We start from the raw sequence: 13,629 nt of genomic DNA on the forward strand, positions 1-13,629 counted from the left end.
AAGTGTGGGCGCCTCGGCCGACGTTCGTGCCAGACGTTTATAGGGAGCTCTTCGAAAGGTTGCGGCCGCTTGCGGGGCTAGGTCTTTTCACGGGCGCTTGGCAACGGGCTTTTTCACATTGATCAAAATCGCAGCGCCCTGTTTGTAGAAACACTGAACAGAGATGAAGGAAAGTCTATGGAAAACGAGAACGGTAGTCGTCCAGGCCAGCCAAGTGCAGGCTTTGATGCGGTTGGTTCGATTGCAACGAACGTGGCGGACGGTTTCACGATGGTAGCAGTTGGCGACCTCATCGTGTCGCGAGCGGTGACCAAATCGCAAGGTTCTGGCTTCGGCGCCGTCGTCCAGATTCTTCAAGATGCTGATGTTACGTTTGGCAACCTGGAAGTTAACATCGTCGATATCCGATCGTTCAATGGATACCCGCAAGCTGAATACGGCGGTGCGTATCACCTTAGCCTGCCGGAGGTCGGTCCTGATTTGAAGGCAATGGGGTTCAACATCGTCGGTCGCGCTAACAACCATTCGCTTGATTGGGGCATGGAAGGCATGCGCGAAACGAGTCGGGTGCTCGATCAGAGTGGAATCATCCACGCCGGCGTGGGCGAAAATCGTGCACAAGCCGGCGCCGCTCGGTTCTTAGAGACCGCACGCGGTCGCGTGGCCCTGGTTTCGTGTGCTACAACCTTCATGCCCATGGCTCGTGCCGGCGATCCCGCTGGTGAAGCGCCAGGCAGACCAGGTCTTAACGCCCTTCGTCTGGCGAAAACGATCGTGGTTCTTCCCCAGATGCTCGAGAGTTTGAGGCAGATACGGGCTGCGTTGCCCTGCCACTGGCCTAGCGGTGAAGATCCCAACGTGGTCGTGATCGACGGAACGACATACAAAGCAGGAGACACGGCAGGTGTCAGCTATGAACCAAACCACCAGGATATCGCCCACATCGTGCGAGACGTTCGTCGGGGCAAGCAGTTCTCCGATTTCTGCATCTTAACGAACCACGGGCACGAACCTGATAATTGCCGCCAGGTTGTCCCCGATTACGAACCATCGTTTGCACATCGTATCATCGATGCCGGCGCTGATGCATATATCGGGCATGGATCACACCAGCTACGGGGCATTGAAATCTACAAAGGCCGGCCGATCTTTTATGGCCTTGCGAATTTCTTCGAGGATGACCTCGGGACCCCATGCGGCGCTGACATGTTTGACGAATACGATAAGGACCCGCGGGTCGACACGGATGCCGAAGTGAAAGTCGCCGAGATGGCAAGAGGATTCACAGACCCGCTCTTCTTTGAAAGCGTTGTCACGGTCTGCCGATTCGAGCAAAACCAGCTTGCGGAGTTGCGGCTATACCCGGTCGAACTCGGTCATTCCAACAGATTTGCAAACCGCGGAGTTCCAAGGCTCGCACCTGCCCAACAAGCAAAAACTATTCTTGAGCGTCTACAGACACTCTCGAAACCATTTGGGACCGAGATCGACATCGAGAACGACGTTGGAGTGATCAGATTGCGGCCCCGTTCGCGGCGATGATCACAATGACGCATTGAACCCACGAAGTAGCCCGAGCAACAGGCCGGCCAACATGGCAGCGGGCAGTAAAAGTGCGCACAACCGAAAAAGCTGATTATGGGCCATCTCGACCGCTTCTTCGATCGCCTGACAGAGATATTCGTCGCGCATGTACCCCTACGGGAGCCCTTCCGATTACCCACATCGTCGGCTTGATCCAATGGAGATGCCGAACGCGATGTCGTGCAAGCGGGTCATGCCGCGCCAGACGACCATGTTGCCGGGAGGCGGATCATGGTTGCGGGCGAGATAGCCGCCAAGCATGGCGATTTGCAGCAGGTAAGCGGCGAGCGTGGGCCGTTGGAGGCGCGGTCGCGTTCGGGACGCATCGATCCGGTCGAGCGCAGTGATCTCGGCGAAGGTGAGAACGCTGTCGGGCGCGGCGTCTGGCTTGGCGCGCGCCGACATAGTGACGAAGAATATGCGCCAGCTGACCACCGCGATGAGCGCGAGGAACTTCGCCAGCCTCTCGGCGGTTTCGAGCCTTGCCTCCTCCGCACGGCAGCCGGACTTCATGACCTTGTGGAACACCTCTGCCTTCCAGCGCAGGCCGTACCAGCCGAGCTTTTCGGCCGCCGCGGAGAGATCTTCGACCGGCAAGTTGGTCACCAGCTTCCAGTCGATCGGCTCGCGACCGGGCGGCGGATCTTCTTCGAGGGCGTGGATGTAAGTCAGAACCTGCGGACTGTAGCGCTTTTGCTTGCCCACGGGCGGCAAGGTGTTGATGGCGGCGAACTTCACCTGCAGCCGGGTCGTCTCGTTCTGATCGACCGTAATGCGATGACGTCCCGCCCAAGGCGCCGCCGCAAGTTGGGCAAAGACGCGATGAGCAGGATCGTGTGGGGCAGCATCGGTAGGCCGCTCTGCCAGCCTGTTCGTCTGCACCCGCACGAGGAAGCCGGTACCAAGGTCCTGCGCGGTGCAATAGAGCTCGTAGATGTCGCTCTCCCGGTCACCCACATGCACGCAGCGCTCGGGCGCGCCAACGAGCACGATGGACTGGCGCAGGTTCTCCAGCCAGCGGTAGCTCTCCTTCGTCTCGATCGGCACGCGCGTGGGATTGATGTGCCGCTTGAGCGCGAGCGTTCCCTTGAACTTCGTTCGTGTCCAGAACTTCGCCGCCGTCAGACCGAGGGGTGTGCCGGTGAGGGTGACGGCCAGGCTCGAATGCATCAGCACCCCGCACAAGGTCAGCACGTTGGGCTGCCCGGCCTTGTAGCGCCCGGCGTTGATGGTTTTGGTAAAGCCGATTTTGCCTGGCTGCGCGCGGCTGTAGATAAATTCGGTAGTCCTGCAGGATAAGGATCGGACCTTCGCTCGCCGCAACGCGCGCCGCGGTCGCAGCGAAATGGCCAGCGAGAACGCTATGTTCGGTCACACGCGGGTTGTCAAAGAAGCGGTAGGCCGCCTTCGCCGCCGCCCAGTCCCCGCAGGCCGCGGGGATTGGCTTGCCCGGCGCAGCTGACATCTGATCCAGCAACCGTTGCAGCCGACGGGCCAGACGCTTGTCGGGAAGGGCCGCCGCAGAAAGCTCTCCCTCCTGCCAAGCGGCTTCGCTGCTGCTGGTCTTGTGTCGCATCCGTGACGCCTCCGTGATTCGGCGTCACGGACAGAATCACGGCAGATTCATACGGCGCAATAGGCCGACGATGTGGGTAATCGGAAGACGGGAGCCCGGTGTGCTAACTGCTGCCGCTGAAGCGATCTTGGGTGGCGAGGAAACATCTGGACCGCAACCAAATGGCTTATGCAACGCCTTGAAGCTGGCCAGATCTCGCAAACCTCAAGGTCCATTCTGCTCACCGGCGGAACTGGAATTCAGGACTCAGCATGATCTCCGAGAGACTGTTGAGCGTGGGCAAGTGCCTCCATCTGGAAACGAGATGGCGCCGCCTCCGACTTTTTTGGCGAACTCGTTGGCAGGTGACGCATAGTTGGCCAGGCGACAATTGCATTTGGAACAAATCGAGCGAAACGAAGTGCAGATCAAAGATGTCTTGTGGGCGCCTGGCAACGGTGCATTTTTCTATGACGATCAGGAAGCCATTAAGTCTGGCGCAATCCAGAACGGTTTCATCTATGTCGGCGCACCGACAACGCCTGGGTTCAAGTCGATTCGCATTCCGGCATCTTCGCTCAGCGTCGGGCTTGTCCTGGCTGACCACATCGTCGTCTGGGGGGACATGATGGGCGTCCAGTACTCTGGTGCCGGCGGGCGTGATCCTCTGTTCGACAGCAGCCAGATCTCAAATTTGACGTCGCGCGTTGTCACGCCGCGGCTTCTCGATGTCAATGCGTCGCAGTATCTTGATGCCCGGGAAAGTTTTCGAGCCCTTCGAACATCAGCAGCTACCTCTCGCGATTGAGTATGGCGTCAGCCAAGTGCTCCTTCGGGCAGCGGCTCATCTTCATCGTACCTCGATGCCTGAGATCGTATGCAATGAATTTAACCTACCGCTGCCGACGCGGAGGGTCCCGATTACTGTCAAAGTGGCGATGCTCGGGAAATCAACGTCGACAAAATGATCCTGAAGGCGGTGGATGTGCTCCCCAGGGCCTGAACAACTCAAGGCAGAAATTCGGCGTCGAAGGCCAGACCTTTATGGAGTCGTGACGTGGGTTGCAGCGCGCACGCGCCAAATCGGCCGCCCCGGATATCATCCGGTGCTGCATTTCGATGTGTATGGCTGGGTCGGCCAGATCTGGACCCGCAACGCATCGGTAAAACCCGGAACGGTATCGGCTACCTTGCAGATAAAGTCGGCGATCAACATGGAGTTCCCGGCGGATTTTGGTTCCACACAAGCTCAAATTGAGAATTATGCATGGGAACGAACAAAACCGGTTGCTGGCAATGCTGAACCGTGGTCGGGCTCATTGCGCGAAAGAGCCGCGTCAGCGTGAGCGCGCGTCTCGATAAGGTGAGTGCGGTCGCGATTTACGGAGAGCGTGCATACCTCGGGTCATCTCAGCGCATCGGACCCTAGCAAGCCCACTGCCGCCACGCTCGCTAAGATTGATCGCAAAGGCGACTCCGTGATCAAGGACACCGTTCCGGCCGTTGAAAGCGAGATGTATGTACCCCGCTGGAGATCCCTGCTCTTCGTTCCCGCTCACGTTCCGCGTTTTGTGGAGATGGCCCATGAGCGGGGTGCAGACGGCGTCATTCTCGACCTAGAGGATTCCGTTCCCTGGATCAGAAGGGCGAGGCACGGGAGCGGCTTCCTGAATCGTGGCAAAGTGGCCCGCCGGGGCGCATCTATTTTGGTCCGCGTGAATCGTGGTTTGCGCGCCTTGGCGGCCGATCTCGATGCAGCTATGATGGTGGGTGTTGACGCACTGGTTCTTCCGAAGACGGATTCGGCAGAGTGGGTATTAGAGATGGCGAATGCAGTTTCGGAACTCGAACGGGAAAGAAATCTTCCGCCGGGACGCATCCGGTCGCGTTGCCCGCAGCAGCTTCTCCGGCGGGATCGACGGCCGATTCTCGGCGTGGTCGGCTCATCGGCAAAGACGACATTGAACTGGGCGAAGTCGACCTGCGCCTGCTCGCCGGGCGGGGTCTCGAAGCGAACCTCGTATCCACGCTCCGCCGCGGCAGGACGGACGTCGCGCAGGAAGTCGGTAACGGCCGTGTAGCCGCCGCCATAGCCGAGGTCCTTCAGTTCGCGGAAAAGCCGGCTGCCGGTGAGCCCGGGATATCGCGTGACGCGTTCGCGAAGATAGGCTGTGAAGGGATCGATCACCGCCTGACGCGGCTTGCGCGGTCCATAGGCAGAAGCCTCGAGCCCGCGCGCAATGTATTTGCGCACCGTCTTGCGGTCGATCCCGCTCTCCCTGGCGATCGCCGACACAGACAGGCCCTGCCGATGCAAATCCAGTATCATCATCATCTCGCCGATCTTGATCACCGAAATCCCTCTCCCGACCATCAGGAGAACATCAACGATCACGCGCCGCCGGTCTCCCGGAGCGCGCTCCGGAAGACCCGCGACAGCGCTAAACTGGGAAAGATTCAAACGGCACTTCTGGGGAGTATTGAGCCGGCATCGACACAGGCGATCACGCTCGGCGCCGACAAGGCCTATGACGCGGAGGACTTCATCAACGAGTTGCGCTCAATGAAGGTGACGCCGCATGTAGCGCAGAACACGAACGGCCGCCGTTCCGCGATCGACGGGCGCACGACCCGGCATAGCGGCTATGCCGTCAGCCAACGCATCCGTAAGCGCATCGAGGAGGCGTTCGGCTGGATCAAGACGGTCGCCGGGCAGGGGAAGACCAAGTTGCGGCGGCCGCGACCGCGTCGGGTGGGCCTTCACCTTCGCGGCCGCCGCCTACAATCTGGTGCGATTGCCGAAGCTGCTGGCGGTGCCGGCATGACCGCGCCCGCGGGCTGCCAACTGATCGGCCACTGGCGAATCATCGAAGCCGATCTGTGGGATCGCGGCTACCTGAACCTCGGTAGACCCGCAACCATCACCGTCGGACCCGACAACCATGGCGAGATCGCCTTTGGCGCCCTGCAAGCCGGCCTCGATCTCAGTTACAGCCCCTCGACGATCTTCTTCACATGGGCCGGCTTCGACGAGATGGATGAAGTCACCGGCGATGGTTCCGCCGAATTGCTCGACGACGGCTCGATCGAGATCACATTCGCCTACCACAACGGCGACGAAGCCATCCTCAAGGCAATACGACAGACTTCTTCAACAGATGGGGTGATTGGGGTCTCGCCCGAGCCAGATTGAGGGCGGCTGCTCCTGTCGAGATGTGAGACCGTGGTCGATGTAGATCGCCACAAACATCAGGAGGAGCAGCCATGAAGTATTTTGCCGATCTGTGTCGTCGACGAGAGCGGCCGGATCGTGAAGGAAGGGCGGGCGGCGAGTGAGCCGAGGCGCTTTATGAGGCCCTGCGGAAAATTAATCTGCCGCTGGAGCGCATCGGGCTCGAAGCCTGCTCGCTGACAGCCTGGCTTTGTGACGGTATTCGCGCCGAAGGATTGCCGGCGATCTGCATCGAGACCCGGCAGGCCAACGCGGCGATGAAAACGATGCCGAACAAAACCGATCGCAACGACGCCCGCGCGCTTGCGCAGATCATGCGCACGGGCTGGTATCGGCAGGTGCATGTGAAGAGCCGGCAGTGTCGGTTCTGGCGGTCCCTCCTCGTCGCGACGCACGGTCCTCAATGAAATGCAGGACGATCGAAAATGTCGTGAGGGCGATTTTGCGGGAGGTCGGCATCAAGCTTGGCACTCCAAGCCGTGCGGCCTTCGCTGATCGCGTGCGCGAACTGATTGGCGCAGATACGGTCATCATGCGGCTTGTCGAACCGCTTCTGGTGATCCTGGCCACCATGCTGCGCGAGTTCAGGCGACTGACAAAGCAGGTCGTCATTATCACCCGCCAGGAGCAAGTCTGCCGGCGACTCATGAGCGTTCCAGGTGTGGGACCCATCACCGCGCTCGCCTTTCGTGCCACGATCGATCGGCCGGACCGCTTTCGTCGCTCGAGGGATGTCGGCGCGCATCTGGGTCTGACCCCGGCACGTTACCAATCGGGCGAAACGGACATTCAGGGCAGGCCGGAAATCAAGACGTTGCAACAGACGCTTCAAATAACGTCACACAATCTTTGCAACCGCAAATCGCTGACGATGGTATATCTCTGCAAATCCAGTTAGGCACGGATGAAAATCTGATGTCTTGTTTTACCCCCATACTATAGTGCAGCAAGAACGTAGAGGTCACGCCAATGGCAAGAAGAGCGCTCATCCTGGTTGAAGGTCATAGAGGGAGTAATGGTCTGCCATACGTCCAAGCAGCCCAGCGTCTTGGCCTTCATCCGATTACTCTGTCGGCGGATCCAGTTCAGTACGACTATATTGCGGCGGAAAGGCTTGAGGCGGTCCGGGTCGATACAGACGATCTCGATGCGCTGATCTCCGAATGTTCCCGGCTGCGTGAGACTTATGACATTGCTGGCATTACGTCCCCCTGGGAGGCGGTTTATGCAACAGTTGGGAAACTCTGCCGGCATTTCTCTCTACCGGGACCGAACCCCGCATCAATTGAACGATGCTGCGACAAATTCGCTCAACGTCAGCTCCTGGCGGAGGGCGGCGTTCCAATACCTGCTTATCGCTTGGCAGCGAATGCGGCGGACGTAGAAAGCTTTGCCGCCGAGATCGGCCTACCGGTGATTCTTAAGCCGGCAGTGGGCGTAGGCAGTACAGGAGTCCGATTGTGCCGCGACGTCGAGGAGTTGGCCGAACATACGAACTACCTGTTGGGCGGAAGCCACATATGGCGGTCTTCGCCAAGGATACTGGTGGAAGACTTCGTGCAAGGGCCCCTTTATGTCGCTAATTTGATGGGAAATGACGTCATTGGAATTGTCGCCTACGAGTTCGGCCCGCCACCGCATTTCGTCACTCGTGAATGCATCTTCCCGGCTCCGCTAACCGATGACGAGTACAGACGCATCGCCGATGTTTCGCTGAGAAGTTTGCAAGCTCTCGGCCTCGGCTGGGGGCCCACAAACATTGAAATGCGGTGGACGAAGCTTGGCCCAGTGGTCATTGAAGTCAATCCGCGTATGGCGGGTGGAGATCCTAAACTGATCCAGTTGGGTTACGGTGTCGATCTCATTACTGAGCACATCAAGCTTGTCATCGGCGAGGGATGGGATTTGCGTACAAGGCATTCGCAGACTGTGGTCTACCGATCCTTAGTTCCTGATCGCGATGGCATCCTCGATTGGATCGATGGAGGCAGCCGGGCAGCTGCCGTACCAGGTGTCGCCGAGGTGAAATTGCACGTCAAACCCAACTCGCCAATCGTCAGGAGAGGCGATTACCAAGACTGCATCGGATATGTGATCGCCGTCTCACCCAGCCTCGCTCAGAGTAGAGCGATAGTTCAGCGTGGCTTCGACTTAATCAGCTGGTCGATCACTCGATTTCCGACCGCTCGCGAATAAGGCCAATCTGCGGCCCTTACCTCCCGCACCAGCAAGTTGGCGCCAGGTAAGAAGTGATCGTCGCCGAACATTGGTGCAATTGAGAGCACAGTGAGACAGGTCCAGGATGATGCTTATCTTCGTTTCTGGCGACAGCCGCCTCTTTCATGATGGATAGTAATGGAGGACCTAATGCCCAAGCCTTCCATGAATAGCGCTTCTTCTCGATCGATGCATCTAGAATGGCAGCGCCCTGCGTGCACTGCCGGAGATTGTGGCGTCGAGCAATTCGCCGGGGCGAGCGATATGGAACAGCAGATGCGAGACTTTTCATGGAGTGCGATAAGCCGCGATTGAATGAAATGGCCGAATTTTTTCAGCAACCGCTGCTGGACCATCAAGAGTTCCGACCAAAGTGCCGCGAATTAATCCGCGCCTTTTCGTTTCCGGCCTTGGACTTGCCCTCAGTGGCGGAAGCGACGATTGCTGGCGCGGAGCGATCGAGGTTCCGAACTCATCCATCCGATCTGCGAGCGAAGGCGCGCTGTTTTCATCGGCGCTCATCGGAAAACAGCGAATCGGTCCGTTCGTCCAATGCGCGCATCCACAAAGCCCAAATGGTCCGGAAACAGTGAACCCACGCTCCAAACCACTTCTTCCAACAGCCTGCTAAAACATACAGTCGGTGATTGTCTAAACGTATGCTGAAGCCGTTCTGGTTCGAACGCTTGCTGCCTGGATTGACGTTGCTGGCGAAGCTCGACACTAAGCGCGGGCACAATTGGACGTCGGCGATTTAGGTTGCTCAGGCTCGCGTGAAATTCAATTTCTTGACGCGGTCCGCGTTCATCTCGAAGCCGTCTTCTGTAACGCTCAGCGTCGCCATCCAAGGCCAGTTGACGTCGGGCTGGAGCAAGAACCAAAGATCGCTATCCGCGGCGACGATGGGCGCATTCGTCGCCCCGAGATCGGAGCGCAGCCGGAACATGCCGCGTTGTGTGTCACTTTCGATCTCAACCTCAAGGCCCAGCGCTGTGTTGCCGTAGCGTCCGGCGAGTGGGACGAGCGCCTTGACGTCTGGACCCAGGGGTGCATAGACCGCCGGGAGACCCGGCGCGGGCCTGCCTTCAATGCGGCGCCCGCGCCGGGGGCGCGCTTGTCGGGATCCTGATCTTCGATGAAGAAGCGCACTGCATCTCAACGCACCGGTTCGACCTGATGGCCGATGGCCCATAGGAACGCCGCCATCTCGCGCGCGATCGCCGCAACGACGATGGGTTTTTTCTTGCCAGCGACCATCAGGCGCCGGTAGCGGGCGCACAGCCGGGTCTGCGCCTTCCAGGCAATCTCGCGCACCGCCTTCGGCAGGCCCTCGAGGCGGACGCGAACGGCCTCCGTCCCCTGGCCGGATGGCGATAGCTCCAGGCACCTTCCACCAGGACGCGTCGCGCGCCGGCGGTTGCTGGCAAGCGTTAGACCGCCACGCTTCACCGTGTCGCCGGTTGACCGCTCCGAGGGCACCAAGCCAAGAAAGGCCATCAACTGCCGCGGACTGTCGAAGCGGCGGACATCGTCGACTTCGCTGACGAAGGTGACGGCGACGACAGAGGAGACGCCGCGAAGCGCCTGGTAGGCCGCCACCACCGGCGCCATCGACCAGCTGAGCGCAAGCTCGGCCAACTGCGCATCCAGCCGCTCCAGCCGGTTCTGCGCATCGGTGATCACGTCGACCTGGTCCTGGAACACGATCTGCTTGGCCGGATGGTCGAACTTTTGCGCCGCCAGCCAGCGGGCATGCGCGCGGCTCCAATTTTTGTGGCCGGTAAACACGCGACCATGGCGCAGCAGGAAGGACAGGAGCTGCTGGCGCTTCTTGCGCAGATCCTCGCTCGCCGTGGCCCGTACCCGCACCATATCGCGCATCGCCTCATGCACCGCGTCGGGAACCCAGATTCCCTTCAACTCGCCCGCCCGCAGCAGCAGCCGATGGCTTTACACGCCCGCCGTCTTCCTTCAGGCGAGCGACAGCTTCCGCTTGGCCGCGGGCATCACCATTTCTTTCCCACAAGATCCTTCAACGCGGCATTGTCGAGCATGGCGTCGGCCAGAAGCCGCTTCAGCCGCGTGTTCTCGTCCTCCAGAGCCTTCAGTCGCCGAGCCTCGGACAATCCATCCCGCCGAAGCGGGCCTTCCAGTTGTAGATCGAGGCGTCGCTGACCCCGTGCTTGCGGCACAGATCGGCAACCGATACCCCGGCCTCGTGTTCCTTCAAAATTCCGATGATCTGCTCTTCAGAGCAGCGGCTACGTTTCATGTCCTGGTCCTCTCGATGGGCCAGAACGAACTTCAAACCGGATTAGATCAGAGGGGCAAGGTCATCCGATGTCGGGATCATAAGTGGAAAATTCCAGCTCAGAATGGTCCGACGGAGGCAGGTCAGGTCGCCCCCTAGTACGATTGTCGACTGTCGGAAGCCGCACAAAATTTGTGCCGTGCAAAACAGAAAGATCGGACGCGAGTAGCCAATGTATTGAACTTAAATCGCTTTGAACTTGGCATCAGGCTTGCACTTCGAACTGTGGGAATACCCAAGAGCGGGGCTGCCCAAAATCCGTACCGGCGATTTCGCCTGAACAATTGAACCACTCAAAGAAGCTTTCGCGGGCTGGCTGCAGGGAAGTAAGGCAAGCGCGTCTAAACACCACTACCGGAGAATTAAATATGTCAAGTGATTTTATCTACGGCCAGGATTTGGCTTCGGTGTATGAAAAGCTTACCAGAATGGCAGGTAAAGCCGCTGAGGCAGACGACACTGCCGCGTTTCTTGAGCGATATTCCAGCGGAAGGAGTGCTCTTGAGCTTGGTATTGGCAACGGACGCGTTGCGGTTCCGTTGAGCGAGCGCGGCGTCAAGGTGGAAGGCATCGACAATTCCGACAGCATGTTAAAACTTCTCGCCAACCGTAACAATCGGATCAAGGCCTGGAAAGGGGACATTGCCGACTTCAGCTCAGAGCAACGCTATGATCTTGTTTATTGCGTGTATGGCACGCTCACGCTGCTCTTCAGGCGCGAAGAGCAAATAGCTTGCCTCCGATCTGCAGCGGGGGCGCTACATGAGCAGGGGGCTTTGGTGATAGAATTGCGAGTGCCAGCCTTGGATGGTTTCGTCAGCCGCCAGAGAACTAGTACTACGCTCGTGGATCACGAGAATACATTCATCAAAGCGGAAGTCCACGAACCACTACAACAGAACTTGATGTCAACTCTCCTCTGGTTTTCTGGTACATCGGTCAGACGTTATCCGCAACGTATTCGTTACGTTTATCACCAGGAGCTGGATACAATGGCCGAACATGTAGGGCTTGAGCTAGCGGAGCGTTGGGGAGATTGGGCGAGAGGTGCGTTCACCGATATGTCCAAACGCCATGTTTCGGTTTACCGCCGAGCCAGCCTGTAGTCCGTGCCTGCCCCCGAACTTCCTTGCCGCGACAATTTGTTAGCTGTAGAGCCTCAAAAGGTCGTCGATTGTCAGCCTGAGGCGGCTGATGGTGTTTTGGATCTTAGGCGGCCATGCGACGCAACAGGAATCGGAAAAGCCGAATCAGGCTTGTCGATGTCATCCGTCGTGTAGCTGATGCGGCGCACGCTTTCGGCAAATCGGCCACGACGGTGAGCCAGTCGCGCCGCCACCTTGGCCCGGTATCGCCCGTAGCGCTGGCACGACAGACTTGCGGTCCTTCCATGACACGAACTCCAATGAATGGCGGATCAGGTGCACGACGCAGATCTGCACGACCGTTTGGGGAATACGGCATTGAAGCCCTTCAGGGCGCTTCTTGGGATAGACGGTCGCTCACCGGCGAATACGCGCCATACATTTCCCGCTCCAACGTGACCAGCGCTGCGATCACGATCGCCCGGATCGCCGCAAGGTGATCGCGCCGAACCGGCGCCCATTGCCCCGGGGACACTGAACGACGCTCACAACCTCGCTACGAGCCACTGCTAGTTGAGCAGAAAACGGAATAATGGCCGGGCAGGCCGCCGACACGGCGCTGACGTATCTGTGGGCAAGTATTTGCGGGCCCATGCGATGCTCGGTCTTCAGATGTCCGTTGGCCGGCTCCGATCGCGGCTCGCGCCGGAGCTGGCGCTTGATGGGGGGCGGGCGGCGTTTCTGGCTTTGGGTGAAGACGCGGAATTGGCGGAGCGGGGGGGGGCGGGCGCCAGCCATCTGAAAACGCGATGGCACCGTCCGGACTTTATATTGGCGAACTCGATACCAAGTGGCTCATAGTTGGATAGACATCGACCAAATTACTACATCGCCCGCCAGCGCACTCCAACGGAGATCGAGCGAAGTGAAAGTGCAGATCAAAGACGTCCTTCTCGCGCCTGGCAGTGGCGGATTTTTCTATGACGATCAGGCTGCGATCAGGGCTGGCGCAATCCAGGACGGCTTCATCTATCTTGGCGAACCGATAACCTCTGGGTTCACGTCCGTTCGCGTTCCGGCATCTTCGCTCAGCGTCGGGCTTGTCCTGGCTGACGGCATCGTCGTCTGGGGGGACATGATGGGCGTCCAGTACTCTGGTGCCGGCGGACGCGATCCCTTCTTTGAAGCTGCTCAAATCTCGGATTTGACGTCGCGGGTCGTCTCGCCACGACTTCGCGATGTCGATGCGTCTCGCTACCTTGCTGCCTGCGCGAATGTTTTCGAGCCTCACGAAGATGAGCGGCTGCCGCTCGCGATTGAGTATGGCGTCAGCCAGGCGCTTCTTCGCGCAGCCGCTCATCTTCACCGTACCTCGATGGCTGAGATCGTATGCAATGAATTTAACCTACCGCTGCCGACACGGAGGGTCCCCATCTACTGTCAGGGCGGTGACGCTCGCGAAATCAACGTCGACAAAATGATCCTGAAGTCCGTGGATGTGCTTCCGCACGGCCTGATCAACTCAAGGCAGAAATTCGGCGTCGAAGGCCAGACCTTTATGGAGTTCGTGACGTGGGTTGCAGCGCGCACGCGCCAAATCGGCCGCCCCGGATATCATCCGGTGCTGCATTTCGATGTGTATGGT

10 protein-coding genes and 9 pseudogenes are annotated in these 13,629 nt (G+C 59.0%); 11 read left to right on the forward strand and 8 right to left on the reverse strand.

What is annotated here, in order from left to right; genetic code table 11:
- Nucleotides 1-177: 177 nt before the first annotated feature.
- Complete coding sequence (locus EOD29_RS27695) at nt 178-1,542, forward strand: CapA family protein (protein ID WP_127248542.1); 1,365 nt, start codon at nt 178-180, stop codon at nt 1,540-1,542.
- Here the strand turns inward: EOD29_RS27695 and EOD29_RS36100 are convergent, their stop codons facing one another.
- The 3 genes and pseudogenes from EOD29_RS36100 to EOD29_RS37350 form a co-directional block, all read right to left on the reverse strand.
- Nucleotides 1,543-1,692 carry a hypothetical protein gene (locus EOD29_RS36100; RefSeq protein ID WP_164763854.1) on the reverse strand — a complete coding sequence of 50 codons (150 nt, stop codon included), beginning with the start codon at nt 1,690-1,692 and terminating at the stop codon, nt 1,543-1,545.
- 24 nt (nt 1,693-1,716) lie between these two features.
- Nucleotides 1,717-2,907 (reverse strand): IS4 family transposase, encoded by a 1,191-nt coding sequence (locus EOD29_RS27700; RefSeq protein ID WP_245475456.1) that lies wholly within the window; start codon nt 2,905-2,907, stop codon nt 1,717-1,719.
- A gap of 109 nt (nt 2,908-3,016) precedes the next feature.
- Nucleotides 3,017-3,160, reverse strand: a pseudogene (locus EOD29_RS37350) (transposase DNA-binding-containing protein); the annotation flags it as partial.
- Between the two features lie 400 nt (nt 3,161-3,560).
- On the opposite strand from EOD29_RS37350, the pseudogene EOD29_RS37355 reads away from it, so the two are divergent.
- The 3 genes and pseudogenes from EOD29_RS37355 to EOD29_RS37365 form a co-directional block, all read left to right on the forward strand.
- Nucleotides 3,561-4,107: pseudogene (locus EOD29_RS37355) on the forward strand (hypothetical protein).
- A 15-nt stretch (nt 4,108-4,122) separates the two neighbouring features.
- Nucleotides 4,123-4,485 carry a hypothetical protein gene (locus EOD29_RS37360; protein ID WP_281059232.1) on the forward strand — a complete coding sequence of 121 codons (363 nt, stop codon included), beginning with the start codon at nt 4,123-4,125 and terminating at the stop codon, nt 4,483-4,485.
- A gap of 231 nt (nt 4,486-4,716) precedes the next feature.
- Nucleotides 4,717-4,935 (forward strand): annotated as a pseudogene (locus EOD29_RS37365) (CoA ester lyase); the annotation flags it as partial.
- Between the two features lie 143 nt (nt 4,936-5,078).
- Here EOD29_RS37365 and EOD29_RS27715 read toward each other — a convergent pair.
- Nucleotides 5,079-5,492 (reverse strand): annotated as a pseudogene (locus tag EOD29_RS27715) (helix-turn-helix domain-containing protein); the annotation flags it as partial.
- A gap of 141 nt (nt 5,493-5,633) precedes the next feature.
- Between EOD29_RS27715 and EOD29_RS27720 the strand changes: the two are divergent.
- The 5 genes and pseudogenes from EOD29_RS27720 to EOD29_RS36105 form a co-directional block, all read left to right on the forward strand.
- Nucleotides 5,634-5,964 (forward strand): annotated as a pseudogene (locus EOD29_RS27720) (transposase); the annotation flags it as partial.
- Complete coding sequence (locus EOD29_RS27725; protein WP_127248543.1) at nt 5,961-6,332, forward strand: hypothetical protein; 372 nt, start codon at nt 5,961-5,963, stop codon at nt 6,330-6,332. The pseudogene EOD29_RS27720 and the gene EOD29_RS27725, both read left to right, overlap by 4 nt.
- A 78-nt stretch (nt 6,333-6,410) precedes the next feature.
- Nucleotides 6,411-7,167 (forward strand): annotated as a pseudogene (locus EOD29_RS27730) (IS110 family transposase); the annotation flags it as partial.
- Nucleotides 7,168-7,340: 173 nt separating this feature from the next.
- The gene (locus tag EOD29_RS27735) at nt 7,341-8,567 is read left to right on the forward strand and encodes an acetyl-CoA carboxylase biotin carboxylase subunit family protein (RefSeq protein ID WP_127248544.1); all 1,227 of its coding nucleotides are present in this window, start codon (nt 7,341-7,343) and stop codon (nt 8,565-8,567) included.
- 311 nt (nt 8,568-8,878) lie between these two features.
- Entirely contained in the window at nt 8,879-9,181 is a 303-nt protein-coding gene (locus EOD29_RS36105; protein WP_164763855.1) for a hypothetical protein, read from the forward strand.
- A 170-nt stretch (nt 9,182-9,351) separates the two neighbouring features.
- On the opposite strand, the gene EOD29_RS27740 is transcribed toward EOD29_RS36105, so the two are convergent.
- From EOD29_RS27740 to EOD29_RS27750, 3 genes and pseudogenes are all read right to left on the reverse strand, one after another.
- Nucleotides 9,352-9,534: a hypothetical protein gene (locus EOD29_RS27740; protein WP_127248545.1), complete on the reverse strand. Its 183-nt coding sequence runs from the start codon at nt 9,532-9,534 to the stop codon at nt 9,352-9,354.
- Between the two features lie 209 nt (nt 9,535-9,743).
- Nucleotides 9,744-10,526, reverse strand: a pseudogene (locus EOD29_RS27745) (IS110 family transposase); the annotation flags it as partial.
- Nucleotides 10,527-10,600: 74 nt separating this feature from the next.
- A pseudogene (locus EOD29_RS27750) lies at nt 10,601-10,860 on the reverse strand (transposase); the annotation flags it as partial.
- Nucleotides 10,861-11,267: 407 nt separating this feature from the next.
- Here EOD29_RS27750 and EOD29_RS27755 point away from each other — a divergent pair.
- The gene (locus EOD29_RS27755; protein ID WP_127248546.1) at nt 11,268-12,005 is read left to right on the forward strand and encodes a class I SAM-dependent methyltransferase; all 738 of its coding nucleotides are present in this window, start codon (nt 11,268-11,270) and stop codon (nt 12,003-12,005) included.
- Between the two features lie 152 nt (nt 12,006-12,157).
- Here EOD29_RS27755 and EOD29_RS27760 read toward each other — a convergent pair.
- Nucleotides 12,158-12,353, reverse strand: a pseudogene (locus EOD29_RS27760) (transposase); the annotation flags it as partial.
- 562 nt (nt 12,354-12,915) lie between these two features.
- On the opposite strand from EOD29_RS27760, the gene EOD29_RS27765 reads away from it, so the two are divergent.
- Nucleotides 12,916-13,629, forward strand: a 714-nt coding sequence (locus EOD29_RS27765; RefSeq protein WP_127248559.1) for a methylaspartate ammonia-lyase, incomplete at its 3' end; no start/stop codon positions are given.

It is taken from the genome of Mesorhizobium sp. M1A.T.Ca.IN.004.03.1.1 (assembly GCF_003997555.1).
Classification (GTDB): Bacteria; Pseudomonadota; Alphaproteobacteria; order Rhizobiales; family Rhizobiaceae; genus Mesorhizobium.